Origin of the sequence: uncultured Pseudophaeobacter sp., from assembly GCA_905479575.1 — a bacterium.
Classification (GTDB): domain Bacteria; phylum Pseudomonadota; class Alphaproteobacteria; order Rhodobacterales; family Rhodobacteraceae; genus Pseudophaeobacter.
This window is the reverse complement of the sequence record CAJQNB010000061.1, coordinates 1-25,203: the sequence shown is the minus strand read 5'-3', so window position 1 is coordinate 25,203 and position 25,203 is coordinate 1. Positions and strand designations below refer to the sequence as shown.

24 protein-coding genes and 1 tRNA gene are annotated in these 25,203 nt (G+C 56.4%); 14 read left to right on the top strand and 11 right to left on the bottom strand.

Going from position 1 to position 25,203, the window contains the following annotated elements:
- Positions 1 to 7: 7 nt before the first annotated feature.
- On the bottom strand, positions 8 to 454 hold the full coding sequence (locus QZ268_RS15280) for a DUF2852 domain-containing protein (protein WP_295454371.1): 447 nt from the start codon (positions 452 to 454) through the stop codon (positions 8 to 10).
- Between the two features lie 398 nt (positions 455 to 852).
- Entirely contained in the window at positions 853 to 1,776 is a 924-nt protein-coding gene (locus QZ268_RS15275) for a hydrogen peroxide-inducible genes activator (protein WP_295454369.1), read from the bottom strand.
- 94 nt (positions 1,777 to 1,870) lie between these two features.
- Between QZ268_RS15275 and QZ268_RS15270 the strand changes: the two genes are divergently transcribed.
- The gene (locus QZ268_RS15270; RefSeq protein WP_295454400.1) at positions 1,871 to 2,839 is read left to right on the top strand and encodes a sodium-dependent bicarbonate transport family permease; all 969 of its coding nucleotides are present in this window, start codon (positions 1,871 to 1,873) and stop codon (positions 2,837 to 2,839) included.
- Positions 2,840 to 2,961: 122 nt separating this feature from the next.
- On the opposite strand, the gene QZ268_RS15265 is transcribed toward QZ268_RS15270, so the two are convergent.
- Positions 2,962 to 3,408 (bottom strand): response regulator, encoded by a 447-nt coding sequence (locus QZ268_RS15265; protein WP_295454367.1) that lies wholly within the window; start codon positions 3,406 to 3,408, stop codon positions 2,962 to 2,964.
- Between the two features lie 375 nt (positions 3,409 to 3,783).
- Between QZ268_RS15265 and QZ268_RS15260 the strand changes: the two genes are divergently transcribed.
- On the top strand, positions 3,784 to 4,578 hold the full coding sequence (locus QZ268_RS15260) for an ATP-binding protein (protein ID WP_295454366.1): 795 nt from the start codon (positions 3,784 to 3,786) through the stop codon (positions 4,576 to 4,578).
- A gap of 292 nt (positions 4,579 to 4,870) precedes the next feature.
- Here QZ268_RS15260 and QZ268_RS15255 read toward each other — a convergent pair whose 3' ends face one another.
- Entirely contained in the window at positions 4,871 to 5,611 is a 741-nt protein-coding gene (locus QZ268_RS15255) for a response regulator (RefSeq protein WP_295454364.1), read from the bottom strand.
- 389 nt (positions 5,612 to 6,000) lie between these two features.
- Here QZ268_RS15255 and QZ268_RS15250 point away from each other — a divergent pair, with 389 nt between their 5' ends.
- The 7 genes from QZ268_RS15250 to QZ268_RS15220 all read left to right on the top strand — a co-directional run bounded on the left by QZ268_RS15250 (position 6,001) and on the right by QZ268_RS15220 (position 10,478).
- Positions 6,001 to 6,921, top strand: coding sequence for a protoglobin domain-containing protein (locus QZ268_RS15250; protein WP_295454362.1), 921 nt, complete (start codon positions 6,001 to 6,003; stop codon positions 6,919 to 6,921).
- A gap of 5 nt (positions 6,922 to 6,926) precedes the next feature.
- Positions 6,927 to 7,286 (top strand): STAS domain-containing protein, encoded by a 360-nt coding sequence (locus QZ268_RS15245; RefSeq protein ID WP_295454360.1) that lies wholly within the window; start codon positions 6,927 to 6,929, stop codon positions 7,284 to 7,286.
- A gap of 2 nt (positions 7,287 to 7,288) precedes the next feature.
- Positions 7,289 to 7,705, top strand: coding sequence for an anti-sigma regulatory factor (locus QZ268_RS15240; protein ID WP_295454359.1), 417 nt, complete (start codon positions 7,289 to 7,291; stop codon positions 7,703 to 7,705).
- On the top strand, positions 7,702 to 8,316 hold the full coding sequence (locus QZ268_RS15235) for a SpoIIE family protein phosphatase (RefSeq protein ID WP_295454358.1): 615 nt from the start codon (positions 7,702 to 7,704) through the stop codon (positions 8,314 to 8,316). The genes QZ268_RS15240 and QZ268_RS15235 overlap by 4 nt, the downstream gene beginning before the upstream one ends.
- On the top strand, positions 8,313 to 9,488 hold the full coding sequence (locus tag QZ268_RS15230; protein WP_295454356.1) for an ATP-binding protein: 1,176 nt from the start codon (positions 8,313 to 8,315) through the stop codon (positions 9,486 to 9,488). Before QZ268_RS15235 ends, QZ268_RS15230 begins: the two co-directional genes overlap by 4 nt.
- Positions 9,485 to 9,880, top strand: coding sequence for a response regulator (locus QZ268_RS15225; RefSeq protein ID WP_295454355.1), 396 nt, complete (start codon positions 9,485 to 9,487; stop codon positions 9,878 to 9,880). Before QZ268_RS15230 ends, QZ268_RS15225 begins: the two co-directional genes overlap by 4 nt.
- 524 nt (positions 9,881 to 10,404) lie before the next feature.
- A tRNA-Gly gene (locus tag QZ268_RS15220) sits at positions 10,405 to 10,478 on the top strand.
- 153 nt (positions 10,479 to 10,631) lie between these two features.
- Here QZ268_RS15220 and QZ268_RS15215 read toward each other — a convergent pair.
- Positions 10,632 to 11,534, bottom strand: coding sequence for a LysR family transcriptional regulator (locus tag QZ268_RS15215; protein ID WP_295454353.1), 903 nt, complete (start codon positions 11,532 to 11,534; stop codon positions 10,632 to 10,634).
- 107 nt (positions 11,535 to 11,641) lie between these two features.
- On the opposite strand from QZ268_RS15215, the gene QZ268_RS15210 reads away from it, so the two are divergent.
- From QZ268_RS15210 to QZ268_RS15190, 5 genes are all read left to right on the top strand, one after another.
- The gene (locus QZ268_RS15210; protein WP_295454352.1) at positions 11,642 to 12,832 is read left to right on the top strand and encodes a cytochrome P450; all 1,191 of its coding nucleotides are present in this window, start codon (positions 11,642 to 11,644) and stop codon (positions 12,830 to 12,832) included.
- A 35-nt stretch (positions 12,833 to 12,867) separates the two neighbouring features.
- Complete coding sequence (locus tag QZ268_RS15205; protein ID WP_295454351.1) at positions 12,868 to 13,905, top strand: TRAP transporter substrate-binding protein; 1,038 nt, start codon at positions 12,868 to 12,870, stop codon at positions 13,903 to 13,905.
- Between the two features lie 303 nt (positions 13,906 to 14,208).
- The gene (locus QZ268_RS15200) at positions 14,209 to 15,999 is read left to right on the top strand and encodes an ABC transporter transmembrane domain-containing protein (RefSeq protein WP_295454349.1); all 1,791 of its coding nucleotides are present in this window, start codon (positions 14,209 to 14,211) and stop codon (positions 15,997 to 15,999) included.
- Between the two features lie 169 nt (positions 16,000 to 16,168).
- On the top strand, positions 16,169 to 18,079 hold the full coding sequence (locus tag QZ268_RS15195; protein ID WP_295454347.1) for an acyl-CoA synthetase: 1,911 nt from the start codon (positions 16,169 to 16,171) through the stop codon (positions 18,077 to 18,079).
- A gap of 154 nt (positions 18,080 to 18,233) precedes the next feature.
- Positions 18,234 to 19,166 (top strand): alpha/beta hydrolase, encoded by a 933-nt coding sequence (locus QZ268_RS15190; RefSeq protein ID WP_295454345.1) that lies wholly within the window; start codon positions 18,234 to 18,236, stop codon positions 19,164 to 19,166.
- A gap of 28 nt (positions 19,167 to 19,194) precedes the next feature.
- On the opposite strand, the gene QZ268_RS15185 is transcribed toward QZ268_RS15190, so the two are convergent.
- From QZ268_RS15185 to QZ268_RS15160, 6 genes are all read right to left on the bottom strand, one after another.
- A complete protein-coding gene (locus tag QZ268_RS15185) occupies positions 19,195 to 19,788 on the bottom strand; it encodes a DUF4453 domain-containing protein (protein WP_295454344.1) in 594 nt (197 codons plus the stop codon).
- Positions 19,789 to 19,853: 65 nt separating this feature from the next.
- Positions 19,854 to 20,690: an alkaline phosphatase family protein gene (locus QZ268_RS15180; RefSeq protein WP_295454342.1), complete on the bottom strand. Its 837-nt coding sequence runs from the start codon at positions 20,688 to 20,690 to the stop codon at positions 19,854 to 19,856.
- A 159-nt stretch (positions 20,691 to 20,849) separates the two neighbouring features.
- Positions 20,850 to 22,079, bottom strand: coding sequence for a hypothetical protein (locus QZ268_RS15175; protein WP_295454340.1), 1,230 nt, complete (start codon positions 22,077 to 22,079; stop codon positions 20,850 to 20,852).
- Between the two features lie 142 nt (positions 22,080 to 22,221).
- Positions 22,222 to 23,859 carry an ABC transporter ATP-binding protein gene (locus QZ268_RS15170; protein ID WP_295454338.1) on the bottom strand — a complete coding sequence of 546 codons (1,638 nt, stop codon included), beginning with the start codon at positions 23,857 to 23,859 and terminating at the stop codon, positions 22,222 to 22,224.
- Positions 23,856 to 24,713 (bottom strand): ABC transporter permease, encoded by an 858-nt coding sequence (locus QZ268_RS15165; protein WP_295454336.1) that lies wholly within the window; start codon positions 24,711 to 24,713, stop codon positions 23,856 to 23,858. The genes QZ268_RS15170 and QZ268_RS15165 overlap by 4 nt, the downstream gene beginning before the upstream one ends.
- On the bottom strand, positions 24,710 to 25,203 hold a 494-nt coding region (locus tag QZ268_RS15160), incomplete at its 5' end, for an ABC transporter permease (RefSeq protein WP_295454335.1). The genes QZ268_RS15160 and QZ268_RS15165, both read right to left, overlap by 4 nt.

Sequence of the window (25,203 nt, the reverse complement as noted above, 5' to 3'; positions counted from 1 at the left end):
ACAGAGGTTAGTGGGACTTTTCAGCGCGGTCCTCGTCGCTGGAATCTTCCGCAGGCATTGTGCTGCGTTCATCCATGAATTGGTCGAACTCGGCCTTGTCCTTGGCATCGCGCAGACGCTGCATAAAGCCTTCAAAATCGTTCTGTTCCTGCTCAAGCCGGCGCAGAGTGTCTTCTTTATAGGCGTCAAAGGCAGAGTTCCCGGAGGGTTTCATTGCCGACATACCATGGCTGGCCCAGGGTTTACGGCTGTGGCTGCGGCAGGATTTGTTGAACATACGTTTGCTCCAGATCATGTAAAAGAGAAGGGCGAGGCCGATGGGCCAGAAAAAGACAAAGCCAAGAACCATTGCGGCGATCCAGGCACCTTTGCCCTTTTGGTCCAGCCAGGCTTCGCTACGGGTAAACCATCCCTGTTGACTGTGGGCAGGGGTGGGGGAGGTCATTGCTGTCATAATTCGTCTCCAGGGGTTGCAGTCTTGCGACTGGGTAACTGCGTTTGTTCGATGTAAATCGTGTTCACATTACTTCATATTGGAGTGACTGCGCCCTGCTTCAAGCCCGTATGTGAATCTTTTTTACATTTTGTTTCGCGCCACCGATATGGGGCCTAAAACGATACGGGCGCCTAAAGCGACGGCGTCAGGGTACAGATCTTAGCGCGCCCCTGGCCCTGCGCCGCGCGGTCGGACACGTTGACACCGTGGATGATATGGTACGCCTGCTGAGTGACCCTGACGCTGATGGCAGCGAAGCACTGCGCGTTTCAAAGCGATTGACGGACTACTTTCGGCATCTTGGCCACCGACTGATGCGGGGGGCCGCCAGATAGCTGCGGCAGCGTCCCCTGCCTCTACCGCGCTCTTTCCGCCGCGTTTACTTCTAATTCGAGCGCTTCGGCGGCACGGCGGAGGATCGTCGCAAGCGCACCGGAAAAATGCTCTGGATTATCGTTTGGAACCAGGATGCTGATGGTTCGATCCGCACCGGGTATGGCCAGCGGCATGACACGGACTTCGTTGCGGTGGATCCCTTGTCGTCGGGTAAAAAGGTCAGGGAGGATGCCAATGCCTGCTCCCGTCGCGGCCATCAGCACAATCGAGTCGAGACTTGTGCCCTCGTAATCGTTGGACACCATGGCGCCGCTTGCGCCGGCGATGCCATAGACAATACGCGCCAGCCTGTGGCCGGTATCGAGCGTCAGTAGCCGTTGCCCTGCGAGGTCTGCTGCCACGACCTGGCTGCGCCCTGCCAGCGGATGGTCCTGCGCCACCGCAACCCAGAGCGGTTCGACAAACAGGTGATGCTGAAAGGTGTTGGGGTGATCCTCGGGTGTCGAGATAATCGCGTCGAAACGCCCGTTTCTTATGCCCTCATCGAGGCTTAGTGTGTTTTCCTCGCGTACAATGACGCGCAGGTTGGGCTCGGCTGCGTGCAAAGCCTTCATCGCTTGCGGCAATAGATATGGCCCAATTGACGGTAGCACGCCCAACCGTAGTCTGCCGCCAAACGGCAGGTCCGATAGCATACTGCCGCGCAGAGCTTCGACCTCGGACAGGATGCGACGGGCGCGGGTGACAAATTCCAGCCCCCGGGCGGTCGTGCGTGCACCGGCGCGCCCTCGGTCAAAAAGCCGTACGCCAAGGTCGGTTTCTACTGCGGCCACCTGGTTCGAAAGGCTGGGTTGACTGACGTGCAGCGTTTCCGCAGCAAGGCCAAAACTGCCCAGCTGATGGATCGTGACGATATACTCCATTTGGCGCAGTGTTGGTCGCATCCATAATCTCAGGCTATATTTTATGTCGTTAAATTGTATTTAAACTATCAGATGAATTCGGGCAACAGGCGGTAAACCTGTTGCGGAGATACAAATCATGCAGATTTTTGACAGCCTTGTGGGCAACCTGATGGTGCCGACGATATTGTTCTTTGTCCTTGGTCTTTTGGCTGCGGTCGTGCGCAGCGACCTTTCGATCCCCGAAGGTGCGGCCAAATTTATGTCGCTCTATCTTCTCTTGGCAATTGGCTTCAAAGGGGGGCACAGCCTGGCAGAAAACGGCCTGAGCCCAGAGGTCTTCACGGCACTGGGTGCTGGGTTGGTGCTGTCCTTCTTGATCCCCTTCATTGCCTACGCCCTGCTGCGCGGCATGACCCGGTTGAATGCGCTGAATGCAGCCGCTGTGGCGGGTCACTATGGCTCAATCTCTATCGTTACTTTCGTCGCGGCCTCTAGCCTGCTGGAGCTGACTGGAATTGCTTCGGATGGCTACATGGTTGCTGTGGCCGCAACGATGGAGGTCCCTGCGATCCTCTCGGCGTTGTGGATTGCCCATCGCTTTGGACGGGAGGGGGTGGCGGAACACATGCCCATGCGAGAGCTTTTTGCCAATGGCTCCATCGTGCTTTTGACTGGTGCGTTTGTGATTGGCGTGCTGACGCAGGACCGAGGCATGGAGATGATCGCGCCCTTTGTCGTCACACCCTTCACCGGCATACTCTGCCTGTTCCTGCTGGACATGGGCCTGTCTGCTGGCCGCAGCCTGTTGCGCAACCGGCACCTGCTAAGCACAGGGCTGTTTGCCTTTGGCATCATGATGCCAATCCTCGGCGCGGTGCTGGCCTGGGGCATGGGCGCGATGATCGGTTTGCAGACTGGCAGCCTGTTTCTGCTGATGGTTCTTGCCGCCTCGGCCTCTTATATCGCGGTGCCAGCAGCAATGAAGATCGCGCTGCCGCAGGCCGAGGCAGGCATTTACCTGACGCTGTCTTTGGGGGTGACCTTTCCATTTAACATCACAGTCGGGCTTCCCCTGTACCTCTGGCTTGCGGGGCTGGTCTAAGACCCTGGCGGGGCCTGAGGCTCCGCCAAGTGTTGTCGCAGGATGCATAAAGCACGCAGAATGGTCCTTGCGTCACTCCCATTGAAAGACTGACCAAACCAAAGAGAGGCCAGGGCCAGTTCCTATATTGCGGATGGCGCAATCACACCAGGACAAGCAATGCGCAGATAGTGCTGTAGCATTTCCACGGTCGCCAAGACGCTTTGATAGGCATTCTTTTTCACAACATATCCGGCCACGTTGTAGCGGTTGGAGTTGGCAACATCAGCCGGATCCTCGGAGGTCGTCAGGACAAAAACGATGGTATGCGCCAATTCCGGCCTGCTGCGCAGTTCAGCAAGAAATTCCAGGCCGTTCATCCGGGGCATGTTCAAATCCAACAGAACAAGGCAGGGATTGCGGCCTGGGGTATCGTTCAACACCTGCAATTGCTCCAGCGCTTCCAGCCCGTTCCGGCCAACGCGCACAGGGTTGCTCATGCCAAGTTTGCGCATGGCCCGCTGTACCGAAGCGACGCCGATGTCATCGTCGTCAACGATGAGCAGTGTTATCTCTTGCGGCTGTTTCATTGCGCACAAGCCTCGCCGAGCAGCAGCATGCCTGGCTTTGGCCCCAAGGACTGGGTGAGTGTCCCACCGATGTTACCATTTGCCCCATGCTTCAAATCAGCCACCCGTATCATTATTAGCCATGGGCTGTTTGCCGGAACTGCCCCTTTGCTTCCTTAATACATTAGACATGAAAGGTTGCCTGTCTGTTAATTGCAGAATTTTGAATGTATGGCTGTAGAGTTTGAACTATAAAGTTTTCAATAATTTATCGCAAAAGGAAGGGGTGTTAACGCATTCTTATCGGTGGGGCGGCACCCTATGTTTAGCGGGTAAAACGCCTAAGCCGACCAGCGCTACGCCGGTCGCCAGAAACATACCAGGAGGCCTGTTGCGATGACGCCAGAAGGGGCACGGAATGACGCAGAAGCGGGTCTGCTGCAGCCTGGTTCGCAACAGCAGACAGCGGATGAGATCATCTACCGTCTGTCACATGATCTGCGCGGGTCAACGCGGGCGCTGTCGGATTTGCCCACTTGGATACAGGAAGACTTGGCAGAAGCCGGGCTGGAGTTACCCGATTCAGTCCAAGATTGCCTGCATTTGATGCAAAATCATACGCAGCGGCTTAACAAAATGATCGATGGATTGCTGTTGCATTCCCGCGTAGGTCGCAGTCCAGCGGAGGTGATGGATGGTGGGCAGGCAGTCAGCAAGGTTTTGACGCGCTGCACACTGCCTGACACAGCGCGGCTGCGCAGCAAGCTGCAAAAAGGCGCGGTGCAGATTTCCATGCCTGATCTGGAGATGGCTGTCGACGTGCTGATCAGCAATGCGTTGATACATGGGGCCCCTGACACAAGAATTGCCATAACCGGGTCTATTGAACAGGGCAGCCCAGAGACCGGACTTGGGGATTTCTGGGTGTTGAAAGTCAGGGACAATGGCCCCGGAATCCCCGAACGCCATTGGACAGAAGTTTTCAAACCTATGGTCTCGCTGCATGCCGCCAGCGAAGACAAAGGTGTTGGCATGGGATTGGCCATCCTGGACAAGATCGCCCTGCACTGCGGCGGGCGCGCATGGGTTGCCCGACCTTCAAGAGACATGCAGGGCGCGTCATTGTGCTTGGCCCTGCCTTTATCAGATGAAACACAGATGCAATCACCGTCTAGGGTCAGGGCCCATTAATCCTGCACCGTCAGTTTGTCAGATCGGGTCTCTGACAAGACGCGTTTGTTCAGGTCTAGTGGCTATATTTCAACCAGTTGTGACGCGGGCAGCAGCAAAGTTCGTTAAACCTGCCACGCCAAAGGGGGCCGATGTCTTGTCGGCCCCCTTTGGGGTGATCGGTGGTCACTCTACTTCACTTCATTTCAGCGTCTTTGGCGGCTTGCACATAGAGCGACTATTCACGGCAGCCCCCAAATCATTGAAATTTTAGAAAATTCGGCTGCCGACGCAGGATTATCGGGTTCCGACCCTAGTGAACTGGTTTGCTGAACCCATCGGCGTAGGCTTCTACCTCATCAAAGAACCGCCAAACTGCGAGGCAGTTTTGCTCGATTTTATCGAGTGCCTGCGGATCTGGCAAAAGACCCATGTTATGGCAATTCCGAATAAAGCTGACCTGACGATAAATCTGGCGAAGCCGGGGCTGGAGTTCTGCAATGCAGCCTTTGGCAATCCCCTTTACAACGGCCTCTGACGCTTCATGCAATCTGTAAGTCAGGTCCGGATCCGGCATCGAAGAGGTCAGCGCCTGGAAGATGGTTTGGCGCAGTTTATCTGCGGTCAGGTGGTCTTTTTCCAGAAAGTCGGTGCAGCCAGCCTTGATGGTTCTGACAACAGATTCTGTATCCTGCATGCCAGACACCATGACGACAGGCAGTTCTGCGCTGTCAGGCCTTCTGCGCAGAGACTGCATGACATCGCACCCGTCGAGATCCCCCAATCTCAAATCCAGTAGGCATAGGTCAATGACCTGATGATCCAAAACGTCATTCATCTGCTCGACTGAAGAACAGGCGTGAACTTCCACCTTCTTGTCGACCTTTTGCAACAGGCGCTGAAGACGTGTCAGGTCAAAGTCATCATCATCAAAAACGAGTATTTCCAAAGCGGTCTGCGCTGCGAGCAAGCCCTGCTTGGGATGGTCGATATGTGTTAACTGCATAAAACAACTCCACTCTTTACGGGTACATTTGAAACTAACACTAAACACGGGAAGATTTCTAAATGATTGTATTAATAAATTGATTTGTTATGACTTGTCTTTCGAGCAGCTTTAACACCTAATGGGAGTGTATGTATTTGAATGCCGCATTCATGGAATTATTTAGGTCAGAACCTATAACCAATAAATAGCAGGAGCCGCGCGAGATGGAAGAGGTGCATAATTTTGAAGAGCGATGATAGCGTATTGCCAAGCGTTGCCAGTTTTTGAGATTTGGCGGAATGGCTTGCCTACGTGCAGGATGATTGGGTCCTGTATTTAATGCGGACGAGCCGTTAGGGCAGCGTAAAATAATTCCCCCGCAGGATTTTATGCAAGTTTATTAACCAAACCAATTTAGTGTCAGGGGAAGCCAAACAGAAACTCAGGAGCGTTTTATGTCTGATGTTGTTTCCTCGTCTATCACCGGGAATCTGGCAGATACCACGACACATGCTAATGCGTTGGCCGATGCGCTGGCATGGTTTGATATTACCGCATCAGACCAAGAGGAAAGGCGGCGGCTGTCCGGTATTGCAGAGCAAATGGCCGGAGAAATCATCGAAGCGTTTTACGACCATATTCTATCTTTTGATCAGGCCTCAAAACATTTTCAGGATGAGGAACACATCAATCGGGTGAAACGCGCGCAAGTCCGGTATTTTGAGGAATTGGTATCAGCCGATATTGATGACGCCTATATCGAGAACCGTCGTTTGATTGGCCGCATCCATGAACAGGCTGGGGTAACACCCACGCTCTATATCGGGGCATACGCCTTTTATATGCACCGCCTTGGGCACGTCATACTGGACAAGCTGGCCGAAAAACCAGAAGAGGCCTTCCGGTTGATGCTGGCGCTGTTGAAGATATCCCATTTCGACATGTCCCTGGCGCTGGAAACCTACGTGGAAACCCGCGAGGAGACGATCCAGAATCGTGAGCGCGAACTGAGCGAATTGCCGACTCCGGTGCTGAAATTGCGCGAGGGCCTCTTGCTGATACCTGTCGTGGGAACGCTTGACAGCCACCGGGCCCGGTCGCTGACCGTGGAGCTTCTTGAAGGCATCCGCGAACATCGCGCCCAGGTCGTTGTGCTGGATATCACCGGTGTGGCCGGAGTGGACAGCGCAGTGGCCAACCATCTGATCCAATCCATGAGCGCCGCGCGCCTGATGGGGGCGGCCTCTGTTCTGACTGGAATTTCTGCAGAGGTGGCCCAGGCCCTGGTCAAGATCGGTGTATCGGGCCAGCAACTTAATACTGCCGGGGATTTGCAGCAGGGAATTAAGATCGCTGAAAAGTTGATTGGTACCTGATCCCGATGGCTGTACGCGTTCCCATCCTGCAACAGAACCGACGTTTGATTGCGTCTATTCAGGAAGATCTGTCAGATCAGGAAATTCTGGATCTGCAGAGCAGGCTGCTGGATATGGTGGTGACCAAAGGCGTGACTGGCGTCATCATTGATGTCAGTGCTGTGGATGTCCTGGACAGTTTCAGCAGCCGCACCTTATCCGAGATTGCAGGCGGCGTGTACCTGCGGGGCGCAAAGCTGGTCCTTGTCGGCATTCAGCCTGAAGTCGCCATGGCTCTGGTTCTTCTGGGGCTGACCCTGAAGGATGTTGAGACCGCGCTGGATCTTGACCGCGGCATGGCGCTATTGGATCGGTCAGGCGCATGAAAATGGCTGGCGGAGTTCCCGACATTCAGCTTCGTCGGATCACCACGGACAGTGATATTGTTGCGGCTCGGAAGTTGGGGCGCAACATTGCGGAATCTCTTGGGTTCAGTCGGCCAGACCAAGCACTGGTGGCGACTGCGATTTCAGAACTGGCCCGCAATATCGTCAATTATGCGGGCAAAGGAGAAATCCAGATTGCAGTGATCCAGGACACAAAAGGGGCTGGTATTCTGGTCCGGGCCAGTGATCAAGGCCCGGGTATCAAAGACCTTTCCAAGGCGATGCAGGACGGGTTTTCTACCGGAAACAGCCTCGGGCTCGGCCTGCCGGGAACCAAGCGTATCATGGACGAATTTGATATTTCTTCCCAGCCAGGTGAAGGCGTGCTCGTGGTCGCCGCCATGTGGTGCAAGCCATGAAACAAGGTGTGCTGGATAGGCAAGGTTACAGTATCAGCTGGGCAATCGAGCACCGCTCGAAACACTCAGGATCAGCCTGCGGGGATGGCTATTTGCTGCGCTTTATTGGCCCCGTACTTGTCGCGGCAGTGGTCGATGGCACGGGCAGCGGAACAGCAGCAGCGCAGGCTGCCAATCAGTGTCTCAGACGGCTGAGCGAAGCGGAGCACCCGGACCTGCGCCAGATCTTTGCGCTGTCGCATCAAGCCTTGAAAGGAACCCGCGGGGCGGCTCTTGGTGTTGCTTTGATTTCCCTTGAATCCCTGACACTGGACTGGGCTGCTATGGGCGATATTGATGGTGTCCTGCTTCAGGGCAGGTCTCAGACGGACTCGGTTATCCAGTGCGGCGGCACACTGGGGTTGGCCTTTGGATCGCTGCTGCCGCAGAGACTGGCTTTGCAGCCGCCTGCCACGATCGTGCTGGTCAGTGATGGCATATCTGCCAGCTATCGCAGCCAATTGGACGGCTATGAAAGTGCAGCAGATCTGGCGCACAATACAGTGTTGCAACACGGCCGTCAGAATGACGATGCGATCGCACTGGCTGTGAAAATCGGTGCTGCGCCATGATCAACAGCGCAGATGAGATAACTGAAACGGAAATCAGCGACTTCGGCGCCTTTTACAGCGGAGCCCTGAGGAAGTATCTGGTCAGTCAGGACGAGGATGTTCTTGATTCTGCACATCTTTTTTCGCGATCAGCGCTTGGGAAACGGTTGACGTTCTCGGAACTCGCCAGCCTGCATCATCGGGCCTGCGTTGCAGTGCTAGAGACCGTTTCCGCAGCTGAAACGCGCCAGATGGTCTCCCGGATGGAAGTGTTTTTTCTGGAGGTTGCGGCCGTCTACGATATGGCTCTCAAAGGCTACAGGCAGAACTTGGAGCAACTGCACCGCGAAATAGAGGAACGCCGTAAGGCGGAGCAGGAACTGCGCAATGTCACCGTCGAACTGGCCCATCAGCGTGATCAGCTGGACGATCAAGTGCGGGCCCGTACCCAGGAACTAGAAGTCCAGTCCAACAAGCTTCGGCGGCAGAACGCGCGTTTGGTGCAGACAAATCTGGAACAGTCCGATTTTACCTATGCAATTTCCCATGACTTGAAATCGCCAAATAACACGATCAGGATGATTTTGCAGATACTGGCACAGGACTATGGCAGCAGCCTCGACGAGGAGGCCCGCTCCTTGCTGACTGCTGCGCTGGAAACGGCGGACCGGATGATCAAGATCATCGAGGATGTGTTGAAATATTCCCAAACTCTTGGTGACGAAACACAACATGAAACAGTCTCGCTGGCAAAAACCCTGCAATCTATTGCCGAAGATACCAAGGCCGATTTGCTGAGCAACAAAGGCCAGTTGGATCTGGCTGATCTGCCCGATCTGATTTGTTCTCCGATGCAAGTGCGGATCATGTTCCAGAACTTCATTTCCAATGCGATAAAGTTTCGCCGGGATGGTGTTGCGCCGCGCATAGAGGTGTTCACTGAAGTGCAAGAGGATGGCGGCACGGATATCGTGGTGCGTGACAACGGAATTGGAATCGCCGAGGAACACAAAGCCCGGATTTTTGGCCTGTTCCAACGGTTGCATACCTATGATGTCTACCCCGGCTCAGGACTCGGCCTTGCCCTGTGTCAGCGTGTTGCCTCAAATCATGGCTGGAATATTTCGATCACTTCGAAACCCGGCTTGGGATCCAGTTTCCGTATTTCCATCAATCCGGAGCAACTGCCATGACCGCCCCGATCCGCATCATGTTGATTGATGATGAAAAAGTTGACCTCATGCTGTACCGGCGTCTGTTCGTACAATGGAGCGAAGAGGTGGAGACGGTTGTTTTCAGCTATGCCTTTGAAGCCTTGGAGTATCTGAAGGACCAAACCAACGCGCCGGTGGATGCCATTTTGCTGGATATAAATTTGCCGCGCATGAGCGGCTTTGAGTTCCTGGACGAGTTGGATTTTGTCTTCCACAAAAACGTCTGGCCTGATCTTTTTGTCTTGTCGACGTCAATGGACCCACGCGACCGTCTCCGGGGCCTGGCCCACGAGAAGGTGCGCGGATTTATAGAAAAGCCGCTGACAGGAGAGAAGCTTCAAGAAATCATAGGAGTTCTGGCACAAGACTAGGTCGCTAAAGCCTCGCTTGGTGGCGATACTCGCGGTGAGGCCGCGCTAAATGGCGACACCGCGCTCGGCATCCCGGTTGCCAAGCCCCCGGAATAAGGGCGTCCAGGACAAGGGAACTCATACCTTCACCTTCTTTGCGCAACAATGCCCGGTGTACGGGGGGCGTACCGTCTGAATACCCGCGATGAATAGGCTGCATCCAAACCACTTGCATGTGACTGCTCAGCAATGCCAGCGTCCATGCTCTAGGGGGGCCTAGGGACTGGCATGTACCACCCGGGAGGCGATGCTGCCGAAAGCAAAAAGGCGAGGGGCTTTGAAAGCTAAGTTGCAGGCACACCTGGCACGACATGGGGGAATAATGCGCCGCCGCATGGGCTGCTGTGAGGTCAAAGAGGCCCTGCGCCGCTTCCTTATGTAAGTCCAGGCTGGGCGGAAGCGCCAATTTCCGCAATCTGCAGGAGAATTGTTAAGTTCATTACTTGACGCCCGAAAACCAATGAAATACTAGCTGACCACACTGAGCGGGCGTTGTGTAATGGTAAGACCTTAGCCTTCCAAGCTAATGACGCGGGTTCGATTCCCGCCGCCCGCTCCATCAAATCCCCTGCAAAATACATTGTAAAATTTGGCAAGTGGTCATGGATATAGGCTCACAGCGTCCGTGATTTGACAGTGCCCTCCTTGCGCAACCCTGCTGTTTGGCAAAATATCTGTCAGCCCGATCAGGCAGAATGAAGGGGGGCTGCCCCTAGTCTACAATTTGGGATGCAGCCTCGGCGATTTTGGACCGCAACCACATATGCGGCGCCGAAACATGGGTCCGGGCGGTCCAGTAGAGATCGATTGAAAGCTCTGCTGGAAAGGGGCAGGGAACCGATACCACCGCATCGCCGAACATCTGGGCAATCCGTGAGGGAACAGTGGCGATCATATCGGTTTGCACCAGAATGTCGGGCAGATTGGCCGGGCTTGGGACCTCCATCACTGTGTTGGGCACATGCCCGGCCGCCTCCATCACCACCAGAAACCGAGACCTGAAACTGCCTCCGTAGTTCACCACCACCTGCGGCGCCTTGACAAAGCGTTCGATGGTCAGTGGGGTTTGAGCAAGCGGGTTAGACGGATCCATGACGCAGGTGTATTCTTCGCGTAAAAGCGATCTTCGGTAGTATCCGCTGTCCTCGATCCTGATCGGGCCAATCAGAAGATCACTTTCTGAGCGCAACAGCTGCTGTTTGCCCTGGGCGGAGGAGGAAATCACCTTGAGTTTGATGCCTGGTGCTTCGCGCCGCAGAATGCGGGTCACGTGGGGCAGGATCGTAACTCTCTCGTAAAAGTTACAGCTGAGCCCGATTTCAACAGAGGCCTCAGCCGGGTCAAACTGTCGTTGCGCGGTCAAGGTTTCAAACCGATCAATCAGCTCGCCGGCCTGGGCCACGATCTCGTTGCAGCGGTCTGTTGGCACCATACCGGCGCCTTGGCGCACAAACAGCGGATCGCTGAACACCTCACGCAGGCGGGACATGGTGTAGCTGATTGTCGATTGCGTAACGCCAAGTGTTTCGGCCGCCCGTGAAAAGCTCCCGTGGGCAAAAACCAGGCGGAGCGTACGCAGAGCTGCGAAATCCAAAGCAAAGGGATCTTGGGTCATCGGGACATCCTATCGAATTTTTCGAACTAGAGTATCAAATCCATCGGATTGCCCAATACTTATTCGCTGGATAACGTCGCAGAACTGTCGTTTTGTGAGGACCAACCATGACCGTAACTGCTTTGCCGTCGATCCCTGTGCAGGATCAGATCACCATCGCGCAGCTGACGGAAAATCCCTATGCGATCTACAAACGGTTGCGCGCCGAAGCACCGGTCGCGCGTATTCCCAGCATTCAACGGATCTTGCTGACCAAAGCGGCCGACACCAAACATGTCAAAGAAAACTGGGAGCTGTTCAGCTCGGATGATCCGCGCACCCCGATGACCCGGGCTTTTCAGGCTCAGACCCTGATGCGCAAGGATGGCGAGGCCCACAAACGTGAACGCAATGCCATGGCGCCGGCTTTTGCCCCCCGCAACATCACCGGATGCTGGCAAGAGCTCTATACCAAAGTGGCGCAGGACTATGTCGGAGGCTTGCAGCGTGGCGACACCGTTGATCTCTTTACTGCCCTGGCTGCGCCCTATGCGGCGCGCTGTCTGACGCATCTCCTGGGCATTCCAGAAGCCACAGACCCAGAGATGATCCGTTGGTCGCAGGCGTTGATTGACGGGGCTGGAAATTTTGGCAATGCGCCTGAACTTTATGAACGCTCCGACCAGGCCAATGCAGAAATGAACGCGCTGTTTGATACCTGCGTCGGTCGGGTCAAAACCGCGCCGGACCAATCTGCCCTGTCAGCCATGGTGAACGCCGAAGATCCGATTGAGAAAAGCCAAATTTATTCCAATATCAAAATCGCGATTGGCGGTGGCATCAACGAGCCGAGGGACGCGCTGCTGACCATCCTCTATGGGTTGCTGACAAACCCAGATCAGCTGGAAGCCTGCAAAGCCGAGGGGCTTTGGAATGCCGCATTTGAGGAAGGTGTGCGTTGGGTTGCTCCGATTCAGGCCAGTTCGCGGCTGGTGATGGAAGACACCGAAATCCGCGGCCATGCCATCGCCAAGGGAGAGGTGGTGATGACCGCGCAGGCTTCGGCCTGTCACGATGAAGACCTGTATGACAGGCCTGATGAGTTCAATCTCTTTCGGCCCAAAACATCTCATCAGGCCTTTGGGAACGGTCCTCATTTCTGCCAAGGGACCCATATCGCCCGGCGGATGTTGGCACAGATCATTCTGCCAATGCTGTTCGACCGGTTCCCCAACATGCGGTTGCCGGAACCCGGTGCGGTCAAGTTTTGGGGCTTTGGCTTTCGCGGACCGCTCAGTCTACCGGTCACACTAAACTGACAAGAACACGACATGAAAAACGAGGGAGGTACTTCATGAAACGTCGAAATATTCTTAAATCTGCAGCAGCAGTTGCACTGGCCATTGGCCTGATGCCCAGCACGACGCTGGCACAGGAGGTCACGCTGCGCCTGCACCAGTTTCTGCCAGCGCCAGCAACCGTGCCAAAGCATATTCTCAAACCCTGGGGCGCCGCCGTGGAGGAGCGCAGTGGCGGCCGTATCAAGATCGAACACTTCGATTCCATGGCGCTGGGTGGCAAACCCCCTGGCCTGATTGATCAGGCGGTTGATGGCGTGGCGGATATCGTCATGACCGTGGTTGGCTATACCCCGGGCCGGTTCCCAAAAACCGAAGTCTTTGAATTGCCCTTTATGATGACCAATCCGGTCGCCACCTCGCAAGCCTTTCAGCATTTGGTCGAAACCGACCTGCAGGAGGGGGAGTACAAAGACATGAAGGTTCTGGGGGCCTGGGTTCATGGCCCGGGGGTTATTCATACCACCGATGGTGTGACCCGACCTGAAGACATGGAAGGGGTCAAAATGCGGGGGCCTACCCGTGTGATCAATGACTACCTCAAGGAACTGGGGGCAATCCCGGTTGGATTGCCACTGCCCGCCATTCCCGAGGCCCTGTCCAAGGGCGTGGTATCGGGCACTGTGATCCCCTGGGAGGTGACCCCTGCGATCAAGCTCTCCGAACTGGTTGGAAATCACACCGAGTTTGTTGGAGAAGAATCGCTGTATACCGCCACGATTGTCCTCGTGATGAACCGGGCCAAATACGACAGCCTGCCCGAGGATCTGCGCGCAGCAATCGATGCAGAATCCGGACAGGCGCTTTCGCAGATGGCTGCCGAAGTGATGTGGAGCTACGATGCTCGTGGCCGGGAAATTGCCGAAGATGCCGGCAACTCCATCATTCAGCTGTCAGAGGCAGAAGTCGCCCGGTTTAAGGAGAGATCCGTGCCCGTTATCGACCGCTGGGTCAGCGAAATGGAAGGGCGGGGCATTGATGGCCGTGCGCTGATTGAAACGGCCAAAAGCCTGATCAAGCAATACGGCGGCTGAAGCCGCAATAACACCGTGAAGGCGTCTTGCGGTGCCTTCACGAACCGCTGGATGCCGCACAGGTGATCGGCATCTGCGCCCCAAGCAACCTGTGAGTTGTTCGCTCGCCGCGACGAGAGATTGTCGTCGGCGAAATTTTATTGCGTCTTTTTGTCCGAAGCGGCCATTCGGCAGCCCATGCCCCCGGTTTGTTCTCAGCAACCGGGCGAGAGTTGCTTGACCTGCTGAGCTGGGAGGGCCATGAACCTGCTTGGACCGCAGGGCACCAGGCCCGAGCAGGGAAAACTGTCAAAGGGACTCGGTATGGCGCGAAATAAGGCAGCTCCGACAACAGAAGAAGACCGCGAGAGTTCTCGCGAAATCGGGGTTCTTGGAGCCTTGTGGCCTTTTATGCGCCCCTATTGGCTGTTGATGTTTGCGGCCACCTGCGCCCTGGTCTTGACGGCGGGTTTGTCTCTGACGCTGCCCTTGGCGGTGCGCCGGGTGGTGGATAACTTTCGGATCTCCGAAAGCGCGCTGCTCAATCAGTATTTCATGGCCGCTTTGGTCATCGCGGCTTTGTTGGCTGTGGGGACCGGGCTGCGCTATGCGCTGGTGACCCGATTGGGTGAGCGCGTGGTGTCGGATATTCGCAAGGCCGTCTTTGACCGTGTTATCGGCATGAGCCCCGCCTTTTTTGAAAAGATCATGACCGGTGAAGTGCTGAGCCGTATCACCACCGATACCACCCTGATCCAATCGGTTCTGGGCTCTTCGGTATCCATTGCCCTGCGCAACCTGTTGATCTTTATTGGTGGCATGGTGCTGATGCTGCTGACCTCGGCCAAACTGACCGGTCTGGTTTTGCTGATTGTCCCAGCGGTCATCGTGCCGATCATGGTTTTGGGGCGTCGTTTGCGGGGCATTAGCCGCGAGAACCAGGACTGGATCGCGGCCTCCTCTGGCAATGCAGGCGAAGCGCTGGGCGCGGTGCAGACGGTGCAGGCCTTCACCCATGAAAACGCCAGCCGTGCGCAGTTTTCCAAAATGACCGAGACCGCGTTTGATGTTTCGATCACGCGGATCAAAACCCGTGCCTATCTGACCGTTATTGTGATTTTCCTGGTTTTCTCGGGTATTGTTGGGGTGCTGTGGATGGGCGCCAATGATGTGCGCGCCGGACTGATGAGCGAAGGCACCCTGATCCAGTTTGTGATCTATGCGGTGTTGGTTGCCGGATCCGTGGCGGCGCTGTCGGAAATCTGGAGCGAGCTGCAACGCGCCGCCGGGGCCACCGAGCGGCTGATTGAACTGCTGAACGCAACGGATACCGTAAAGGATCCCAAGGCAGCCAAGACCCTGTCCCAGCCTGTCCAGGGTGAGATCACCTTTGAGGATGTCAGCTTTGCCTACCCGTCCCGCCCCGGGGTGCAGGCCTTGAATGAGGTAAACTTGACGGTGCGCCCAGGTGAAACGGTTGCGTTTGTCGGTCCGTCAGGCGCGGGTAAAACCACCATCATCCAGATGATCCAGCGGTTTTATGATCCCGACAAGGGGGCAATCTTGCTGGATGGTGTCGCGCTGCCGGATTTGCAGCGCGATGATTTCCGCCAGTATCTGGCCATGGTGCCCCAGGATCCGGTGATCTTTGCCGCATCCGCTCGCGAAAATATCCGCTTTGGTCGCCCCGATGCGACGGATGCTGAGGTCGAGGCCGCAGCGGCGGCGCATGAGTTCATCTCAAACCTGCCCGAGGGCTATGACAGCTTTGTTGGCGAGCGCGGTGTGATGCTGTCCGGGGGGCAGAAACAACGGATCGCCATTGCCCGTGCCATCCTGCGTGATGCCCCGGTTCTGCTGCTGGATGAGGCCACCTCGGCGCTGGATGCCGAAAGCGAGCGTTTGGTGCAGGCCGCAGTGGATGAGCTGAGCCAAAGCCGCACAACTTTGATCGTCGCGCACCGTCTCGCCACGGTTAAAAAGGCCGACCGTATTGTTGTTATGGAAGAGGGTCAGGTGGTCGCCACTGGCACCCATGAGGCGCTGGTTGCCGAAGGTGGGCTTTATGCCCGGCTGGCGCGGTTGCAGTTCACCGACGGGCTGGCCGCAGAATAGGACCCGTTGCAAGCGGCTTGCCTAGGGCAGGCTGCTTGTGTCGCGACGTCAAAACGGCTTGTTGCCTTGACGTGATCCTTGCCATTCTCTTGCACGATCTGGCTTTTGCCCTCAGATTGGGGTTGAAGAGGAGTTTCCCGGCTAAAGCCGGGATCAGGGGAGGATTACAATGGCATTTGCCACGATAGATGACAGCATTGCGATGGAGAACGAGGCGAGCTGGGAGGAGCGGGACAACCCGGTCACTCTGTATCAGTTGTTGTCACGTACAACAGACAAGTTTCCCAATAACAATGCGGTAAGCTATCAGATCTTTTCTGGTCCCACCGATAAGGCGGAAACCCTGAGCTGGAGCCAGCTTAAGGATCAGGTGACGCAAGCGGCCAATTTGTTCCGCGAGCTGGGCATCGGCGAAAAAGACGTGGTGGCCTATGTGCTGCCCAACTGTAACGAGACCCTTGTCACCATGCTGGCGGGGGCCGTTGCGGGGATCGTCAACCCGATCAACCCACTGTTGGAACCCGAACAGATTGCCTCAATCCTGCGCGAAACCAAGGCCAAGGTCGTGGTGACGCTGAAACCTTTCCCCAAGACTGACGTGGCACAGAAAGTGGTCGAGGCGGTGCGGCACGCACCGGGTGTGAATACTGTTCTGGAAGTGGATTTGAACCGCTACCTGACGCCGCCAAAATCCTGGATCGTGCCATTGGTGCGTCCCAAGTTGGAAAACAAAGACAAAGTCGCCCACGCTGATTACAAATCCCTGCGTGGCGAGATGCGCAAACAGCCAACCACACTGACCTTTGCCGACAGCACCACGGACCGTGTCGCCTGCTACTTCCATACTGGCGGCACCACCGGCATGCCCAAGGTCGCACAGCACAAATACTCTGGTATGATCTACAACGGCTGGATCGGCAGCACGCTGCTATATACTGAGAACGACAACATCATGTGTCCGTTGCCACTGTTCCACGTCTTTGCCTGTCACGTCATTATCATGGCCTCGGTTGCATCAGGCGCGCATGTGGTGTTCCCGACGCCACAGGGCTATCGTGGCGATGGGGTGTTCGACAATTTCTGGAAACTGATCGAACGCTGGAAAATCACCTTTATCATCACCGTGCCCACTGCAATTTCGGCCAAGATGCAGCGCCCGGTGGATGCGGATATCTCGACGGTAAAAACCGCCTTTTCCGGCTCTGCACCGCTGCCGGTTGAGCTGTACCGCCGGTTTCAGGATGCCACCGGCATCAATATCATTGAAGGCTACGGTCTGACCGAGGCCACCTGTCTGGTGTCCTGTAACCCGGTAGATGGCGAGAAAAAGATCGGCTCGATCGGGATCACCTTCCCCTATACGGATGTGAAGATCGTCAAGGGAACTGCCGACGGGCTGGTGGAATGTGGCACCGATGAAGTGGGCGAGATCTGTATCTCCAACCCTGGTGTTTACGCAGGCCATACCTATACCGAGGCGGATAAAAACGTCGATCTCTACTATAAGGATAAATACCTGCGCACGGGGGATCTGGGGCGGTTTGACGAAGACAGCTACCTGTGGATCACTGGGCGCGCTAAGGATCTGATTATCCGTGGCGGTCACAACATCGACCCGGCTGAAATCGAAGAGGCGCTTTTGGGCCATGAGGCCGTTGCCTTTGCCGGTGCCATTGGCCAGCCTGATGCCCATTCGGGCGAACTGCCCTGTGCCTTTGTCGAACTTGTCGAGGGAGCTAAGACCTCAGCAGAGGAGCTGCTGGAGTATTGCAAGGTCCACGTGCATGAGCGCGCCGCCATTCCAAAACACCTGACGGTTATGGACGAGCTGCCAAAAACGGCGGTGGGCAAGATCTTCAAACCGGATCTGCGCAAACATGCCATAACCCGCGTCTATAACGAGGCCCTGCTGAAGGCGTCCTGTCCGGCGCGGGTCGTCGCTGTGATTGACGATAAAAAGCGCGGTCTGGTGGCGCAGCTGGAGGCCAATGGCGCCAGTGACGGTGACATCTCCGCTGTGCTGGGCGGCTTTACCCGCCCTTGGGAACACATGGCCGCAGAGGCCGCTTTGGCCAGCTGAGTGAGAAACGCGTAACGACCACCGCATTCGGTCGGGACGGATTTGTTAAGGGCGCGCCAGCAGGGCGTGCCCTTTTTTTGCGCTTTGACCATTCCCTTGCCCCGGTGCTCTGGCCTAGGCTGTTGCCCAGAACCACGATACTGAAGGGCCAGGCATGGACTATGAGAGACTAATCGACGAAGAAACCTGGGCCTTCATCCGCAAGACCGGGGAGTGTTATCCCGAGGACGCTGTTGCGCTTAGCATTGAAGAGCAGCGCGGGGTTTACAATGATATGGCGCGGGAATTTCTGGCACCGCGCCCCGATCTGGTGACAAGCGAAGACCGCAGGGTGTCTGATGTGCCGGTGCGAATTTATACGGCGGGTGATCCCAGCCGCACGGTGCTGTTTTGCCATGGTGGCGGCTTTGTTGTGGGTGATCTCAACAGTCACGATGATGTCTGCGCCGAAATCTGCGCGCAAACCGGCTACCGCGTGGTTGCGGTCGACTATCGCCTGGCGCCAGAGCACCAGCACCCGGCCATGTTCGAAGACGCCTGGACGGCGCTCAGATGGGTGGTTGCAACCTATGGCAAAGGCGTTGTCCTGATGGGCGATAGCGCCGGGGCCAATCTCTGTGCGGCGCTGGCCCATGCCGCACGGGCGGATACCGAACTGTCGTCGGCAGTTATGGGGCAGGTTTTGATCTACGGCGCCTTTGGAGGCGACATCAATGCCGGCTCCTATCTGGAGCACGCGCAGGCCCCCATGCTGACCCGTGACGAGATCCTCTTTTATATGGATGTGCGCCGCCCCAAAGGCGATCTGGGGCCTGACCCTACTTTCGCGCCGTTACAGGACAAGGATTTTACCGGTTTGCCGCCGACGGTTCTGGTCTCGGCGGATTGTGATCCGGTGCGCGATGATAGCCGGGACTACCGGGACCGGATCCAGGCAGCCGGGGGCAAGGCCTATTGGATCAACGAGCCGGGGCTGGTGCACGGGTTTCTGCGCGCACGCCACTCGGTCGGGCGGGCGCGCGACAGTTTTGAGCGTATCTCAGCCGCGGTAGAGGCGCTGGGGCAGGGCATTTGGCCCTACGACTGATAGATGCCAGTGACCGCGTGCGCTACGTCTAGCCTGCGATGTCTCGGCAGCTCTTGGGGGAGACCACAAGATCGGTCCAGCCTGCCGATTTCAGCGACCAATTGCTGTCATAGACCTGCACGTAGTCCCAGCCGTCTTCGGGAAGGTAGTTATAACCAATGGTGTCGCCCGGGCTGATTTTTCCGATGATCGGTGCATCTTGGCTATGACCGATGCGCAGACCGACCTGGGGACCCAGCCAGCCGATGCAGGCGCTTCCGGATAGGTCTCGCAAGGGCAGATGCCACAGGCCTTTGCGCAGCCCTAGATCGTCCAGGGAAAGATGCCGTTTTGCTGTATCGATACTGCAGTGTTCTTGCTGCTCCAGGCGCTGCAGTTCGGTGACACTTTTCTGGTCATCGCTGCTGAGTGATACGGACTTTCCCAGGCAGTCGCTGTTGTCAAAAATGGCCTGACCAAGGGGCGAGCCAAAGCAATAGCCAGCCCGGTCCATGATGGCATTGCGCGTGAACCAGAGATCTTCACAATAATCATTGGCGGTGGCTGAGGATGCGCTGAGCAGCACCGCGCCAAGAGCTGAAAGAAGGGAAGAATAAAAGTGGTTCATGTAAACGTCTTTCATGTGCGGCGCGATCCTCTCTCCAAATGTGGCGCTGGCCAAAGGAGAGAGGGGGGCTGGGTTTTGGCCTACTTCAAAAAGGGCTTTGCCGTCATGGTATCGGCAATCGGGGCACCAAGCCTGTCCAGGATTGTTGGTGCCAACTGGCGCTGGTCAATCACATCGTCCTTGTCAGGGCCCTCGGCCGTGCCAAAGTAGTAGAGCGCGGTTTCCTGTTGGAGCGCACTGCGTCCGCCGTGATGACCACGTTCATCCTGGCCATGGTCTGCGGTGACAATCACCTCATAGCCCAGTTGCCGCCATTTGGTGACAAAGGGGGCCAGCATCTCATCCATCACGAAACAGGCATGGTCCATTTGCTGGCAATCATGGAAGAACCGATGTCCCATACTGTCCAGGGTGCAGGTGTGCAGCATGCCGTAGTTCAGGCCAAAGCGCAGGCAGAGATTGGTCAGCGTGCCAAACAGATCCACATCTGAGGGAGTCATCTGGTTGTCGTGGCCATAGCCGGTCATGGTGTGAAAGCGGCCATGGTTGATGGTGGCATTGCCGGGCTCGTCGTACTCAATATCACGCACATAGTCGAAGGGATGGCGGTTGAAGAATTGCGACCAGAAGCTATGGGCCACTGCACCGGTGGTGCCGCCAGCCTCGCGCACCTGGGAAAAGACGTCCTTGTGGCTCAGCTTGAAGACATTGCCATTGCCGGTGCAGCCGTGTTCTGCGGGCGCGACACCTGTATGGATCGAGGCATAGCAGCTGGCAGAAATGGAGGGCAGCACCGAGCGCAGCTTCCAGACCCTCGCCTCACCGCTGTCGACCCAGCCTTCCAGGTTGCCAAACAGACGGCGGAAGTTGCGATAGGGGACTCCATCCAAAATGATGAGAAGCAATTTGTTGTTCATAATCCGAATCCTTTTGTTCCGCCGGGCGTCCTAGACACATCATTGCGAGGAGAACTTGAATTACCATTCAAAGAAAGGATGGCGAAGCCGCCACCCGTCATTTTTTTGCTTTTCGTCAGGTCAATTGCCAGGGCCAATTTCCGGGGTGAAGTGCCCGGGTCACTCAGCTGGCACCGCAGTTGCTGCAGTTGCCACCCCTTTGAAATGCTGCCGGTTGAGGCGCAGCACCAGCGCAATCATCGCCCATTGGAAAGCCAAGGCCAAGGCGGTGAGAGCCCAGTAGGAAAGGCTGAACTTGTCCACGATCTGGGTGCCAACCAGACCCTTGTTGATAAAGAAATGCAACATAACCGACAGGGCCACACCGGGGCAGACCAGCGCATAAGAGCCAGCAGACAGCTTGTCGCCTAAGACAAAGTCAGAGAAATATTTCTGACGGGACATCACCAAAAGGCCAAGCAGCGAAAAGACAATCTGGATGGTCAGGATGCGCGCCAGCAGGACCAAGGTTTCAGCCGGGGCGCCATGTACGTCAAAGCTGGCATGCAGCCCGTGGTTCTGGCGCAGCATCATGATGCCCAGCACAGTCAGCAGCGGCACGATCACCATCAGGGTGGGGCCAGCCTCGCGCGCGGTGCCATGCATCAGCATGGAGGAGAAGGCAGTGACAGAGGCATAGGCCGCATAGAGCATTGCAGTGACCCCAAAGAAGGTCGAGAGCACCAGGGAGACGCCAACCACAAGGCTGTTGCCGCTCATCGCTGCGGGGGCCGACAGTCCCACGGCCACCATCGACAGGGCAAAGGCGGGCAGCAGCTGGGCAAAGGAGTTATGGGCCGTCATGTCAAAGGCGCCACCTTCGGCCAGAACCCGCCCCAGGAAATGCCCGATCAGGCGGAAGGCCCAGATGCCCACAGCCAGAAAGGCCACCATGGCTGCGGGGAATAGATATTCAACCACGCTCCAGAGCTGCGGCACAAAGACCAGGCCAACAATAAAGCCCCCATTGATGGTCATCGCTGTAGCCAATGGACCCGCCAGAAGGGTCGTTTCGCCATTGGTTTTGCACAGGTCGCCATAGGTATCGGTCTTTTTAAACCGCGACAGCGCTGCAAAGTTCCACAGCAGCACCTTCACGTTCAAAAAGGCAAAGACAGCAATCCCCAGCATTGCCAGCACCACGGCGCCTTTCAAAGGCAGGCTATCCTTGGCAAACACCGCCATGAGGTCTTCAAAGACGGGAACGGGGCGACCGGGATGGGGCACCCAGAACATCAGGTACATAAAGAAGGTGACAGTCAGACCACCAGCGCCGAGGGAGGCGAGAAAGTAGAGCGGAGAATAGCTCTGATCTGCGGCGGCGCCAGCAGGGGAGCGAGATTTGGTCATCGGCCTATTCCTAACATGATAATAATATTCCAATTTCGGAATATTCAAGCATGCTTAAAATGGAATGTATAGATCCAAAACGACGCAGGCCCGCGCAGATTGCACGGGCCTGAAGGGTTTTAGCGTAAAAGGGTCAGCCGGATCAGTTGCCGGCACTTTCCATTTTACGGTTGGCAATGACCTCTTCCAGCCAGCCCAGACGCATCTCGGGCACAGAACTGAGCAGAAGATCGGTATAGTCATCAAACGGCGGGCTAAGCACCTGGTTCTTGCCGCCATAGCGCTGCACCTTGCCCTGATACATTACCGCGATGGAATCAGAGATGGCGCGGACAGTCGCCAGATCGTGGGTGATGAAGAGGAAGGCAACATCTTCGACCTTTTGCAGCTCCAGCAGCAGCTTGAGAATGCCATCGGCCACCAGGGGATCGAGCGCCGAGGTGACCTCGTCGCAGATGATCATCTTGGGCTTGGCCGCCAGGGCACGGGCGATGCAGACACGTTGCTTTTGCCCGCCTGACAGTTCGGCCGGGTAGCGATCAATGAAGTCTTCGCCCAGTTCGATCTCATCCAGCAGTTCGATGATCCGCTTGCGCTTCTCGCCGCCCTTCATGTCGAAATAGAACTCCAGCGGGCGGCCGATAATGGTGCCCACGGTCTGACGCGGGTTCATCGCCACATCCGCCATCTGGTAGATCATCTGCAATTCACGTAGATCCTCGCGGGAGCGTCCCGCCAGATCGGGCGATAGCACACGACCAGCGAATTCGATCTCCCCCTCGCGCGGAGGCAACAGACCGGTGATGACACGGGCGAGGGTCGATTTGCCCGAGCCGGATTCCCCCACCACAGCCAGAGTCTGGCCCGGGTAGAGATCCACATTCACACTATGCAGAACGTCAAACTGAGTACCCTTGTAGCGGGCGGTGATATTGCGCACGCTTAGGACCGGATCGCCACTGGGAGATTTTTCTTCGTGGTCGATCGAGCGGACAGAAACCAGCGCTTGTGTATACTCTTCCTGCGGGTTGTTGATGATCTGATCAACAGGCCCGTATTCCACCATATTGCCGTGGCGCAGCACCATGATGTCATCGCTGACCTGGGCCACAACGGCCAGATCATGGGTGATATACAAGGCCGCAACACCCGTATCGCGAATGGCTTCCTTGATTGCCATCAGCACATCAATCTGGGTGGTCACATCCAGCGCCGTTGTCGGCTCATCAAACACCACCAGATCCGGCTCCGGGCACAGCGCCAGCGCTGTCATGCAGCGCTGTAGCTGGCCACCGGACACCTGATGGGGAAAACGATCGCCAATATTGTCTGGATCGGGCAGGCCAAGTTTCTCAAACAACACCCGAGCGCGTTCTTCTGCTTCCTTGCGGCTGAATTTGTTCTGCTCGACGGCAGCCTCTACCACCTGATCAATGATCTTTTTGGCGGGGTTGAACGAGGCCGCTGCGGATTGTGAGACATATGTCACCTCACCGCCGCGCAGCTTACGGATATCGCCCAGGCTGGATTGCATGATGTCGCGACCATTGACCCAGACCTCACCCCCGGTGATTTTTACACCACCACGACCATAGGCCATGGAGGCAAGGCCGATAGTGGATTTACCAGCACCGGACTCGCCGATGAGGCCCAGCACCTTGCCCTTTTGGACGTCAAAATCCACCCCATGCACGATTTCGATGTCATGGGGTTTTTCACCCGGAGGATAGGCCGTTGCGCCGATCTTCAGGCCGCGTACTTTTAGCAGGGGTTCGCTCATCCGCGGCCTCCTTTCAAAGAAGTAGTTCGGTTCAGCACCCAGTCAGCCACCAGGTTGACCGAGATGGCCAGTGTGGCAATGGCAAAGGCAGGCATCAGGGCCGCCGGAATGCCATAGACGATACCGTCTTTGTTTTCTTTCACGATACCGCCCCAGTCCGCTTCGGGCGGCTGAATGCCAAGCCCAAGGAAGGAAAGGGTAGAGACAAAGAGAACCATAAAGATGAACCGCAGGCCCATTTCGGCCACCAGAGGGGACAGCGCATTGGGCAGGATTTCGCGAAAGATGATCCAGGCGGTTTTCTCGCCACGCAGGCGGGCTGCTTCGACGTAGTCCATGACTTCGATATCCACCGCAACGGCGCGGGCCAGACGGTAGACACGGGTGGAATCCAGCAGCCCCATGACCAGGATCAGTACCGGCACTGTCACCGGCATCACCGACAGAACCACCAGGGCAAAGATCAGCGTTGGGATCGACATCACCAGGTCAACAAAGCGCGACAGCCCCTGATCAATCCAGCCACCGGCTACGGCAGCAAAAAAGCCCAGGGTGGAGCCGAGTGTAAAGGACAGGATCGTCGCCGCAGTTGCGATAAAGATGGTGGTGCGCCCACCATAGATCATGCGGCTCAGCAGGTCGCGGCCGATATTGTCAGTTCCAAGCCAGTAGTTGGCTTCGGTGACACCATCGGGCGCGATGCCCAGCATGATTTCAACGCGGGAGGGTTCCCAGACATCACCGACAACTTCGGCCATGCCGTAGGGGGCGATCAGTGGTGCAAAAATTGCTGCCAGAAAATAGAGGGCCGTGAAGAACAACCCGATCATAGCGGAGATTGGGATATTCTTCATTTTGGATGCCTCAGACGGGGGTTCGACAGGATCGCGACGACATCAGCCACCATGTTGAGACCGATATAGACGGCGGCAAAGATCAGACCACAGGCCTGTACAACCGGCACATCGCGTTTCGAGACATGGTCCACCAGATACTGGCCCATGCCGGGGTAGACAAAGACCACCTCGATCACCACGACGCCGACCACCAGATAGGCAAGGTTCAGCATCACAACATTTACAATAGGCGCAATCGCATTGGGGAAGGCGTGGCGAAAGATCACCTGAAAGCCGTTGAGACCTTTCAGTTCAGCCGTCTCGATATAGGCCGATTGCATCACGTTCAGGATCGCAGCGCGCGTCATGCGCATCATATGGGCCAACACCACCAGCGTCAGAACCGCCACCGGCAGGGCAATCGCGTGAAGCTTTTGCCCCATGCTCATCCCGTCATAGATCATCGACACGGTCAGCGCCCAGCGCAGCTTGACCCCGACATAATACA

Coding starts and splice junctions, on each gene's coding strand:
- QZ268_RS15210 (WP_295454352.1), top strand. CDS start 11,642: ATGACCGTAACTGCTTTGCCGTCGATCCCTGTGCAGGATCAGATCACC.
- QZ268_RS15180 (WP_295454342.1), bottom strand. CDS start 20,690: ATGAACAACAAATTGCTTCTCATCATTTTGGATGGAGTCCCCTATCGC.
- QZ268_RS15195 (WP_295454347.1), top strand. CDS start 16,169: ATGGCATTTGCCACGATAGATGACAGCATTGCGATGGAGAACGAGGCG.
- QZ268_RS15280 (WP_295454371.1), bottom strand. CDS start 454: ATGACAGCAATGACCTCCCCCACCCCTGCCCACAGTCAACAGGGATGG.
- QZ268_RS15165 (WP_295454336.1), bottom strand. CDS start 24,713: ATGAAGAATATCCCAATCTCCGCTATGATCGGGTTGTTCTTCACGGCC.
- QZ268_RS15175 (WP_295454340.1), bottom strand. CDS start 22,079: ATGACCAAATCTCGCTCCCCTGCTGGCGCCGCCGCAGATCAGAGCTAT.
- QZ268_RS15170 (WP_295454338.1), bottom strand. CDS start 23,859: ATGAGCGAACCCCTGCTAAAAGTACGCGGCCTGAAGATCGGCGCAACG.
- QZ268_RS15245 (WP_295454360.1), top strand. CDS start 6,927: ATGGCTGTACGCGTTCCCATCCTGCAACAGAACCGACGTTTGATTGCG.
- QZ268_RS15275 (WP_295454369.1), bottom strand. CDS start 1,776: ATGCGACCAACACTGCGCCAAATGGAGTATATCGTCACGATCCATCAG.
- QZ268_RS15265 (WP_295454367.1), bottom strand. CDS start 3,408: ATGAAACAGCCGCAAGAGATAACACTGCTCATCGTTGACGACGATGAC.
- QZ268_RS15250 (WP_295454362.1), top strand. CDS start 6,001: ATGTCTGATGTTGTTTCCTCGTCTATCACCGGGAATCTGGCAGATACC.
- QZ268_RS15200 (WP_295454349.1), top strand. CDS start 14,209: ATGGCGCGAAATAAGGCAGCTCCGACAACAGAAGAAGACCGCGAGAGT.
- QZ268_RS15240 (WP_295454359.1), top strand. CDS start 7,289: ATGGCTGGCGGAGTTCCCGACATTCAGCTTCGTCGGATCACCACGGAC.
- QZ268_RS15185 (WP_295454344.1), bottom strand. CDS start 19,788: ATGAAAGACGTTTACATGAACCACTTTTATTCTTCCCTTCTTTCAGCT.
- QZ268_RS15205 (WP_295454351.1), top strand. CDS start 12,868: ATGAAACGTCGAAATATTCTTAAATCTGCAGCAGCAGTTGCACTGGCC.
- QZ268_RS15260 (WP_295454366.1), top strand. CDS start 3,784: ATGACGCCAGAAGGGGCACGGAATGACGCAGAAGCGGGTCTGCTGCAG.
- QZ268_RS15230 (WP_295454356.1), top strand. CDS start 8,313: ATGATCAACAGCGCAGATGAGATAACTGAAACGGAAATCAGCGACTTC.
- QZ268_RS15235 (WP_295454358.1), top strand. CDS start 7,702: ATGAAACAAGGTGTGCTGGATAGGCAAGGTTACAGTATCAGCTGGGCA.
- QZ268_RS15225 (WP_295454355.1), top strand. CDS start 9,485: ATGACCGCCCCGATCCGCATCATGTTGATTGATGATGAAAAAGTTGAC.
- QZ268_RS15190 (WP_295454345.1), top strand. CDS start 18,234: ATGGACTATGAGAGACTAATCGACGAAGAAACCTGGGCCTTCATCCGC.
- QZ268_RS15215 (WP_295454353.1), bottom strand. CDS start 11,534: ATGACCCAAGATCCCTTTGCTTTGGATTTCGCAGCTCTGCGTACGCTC.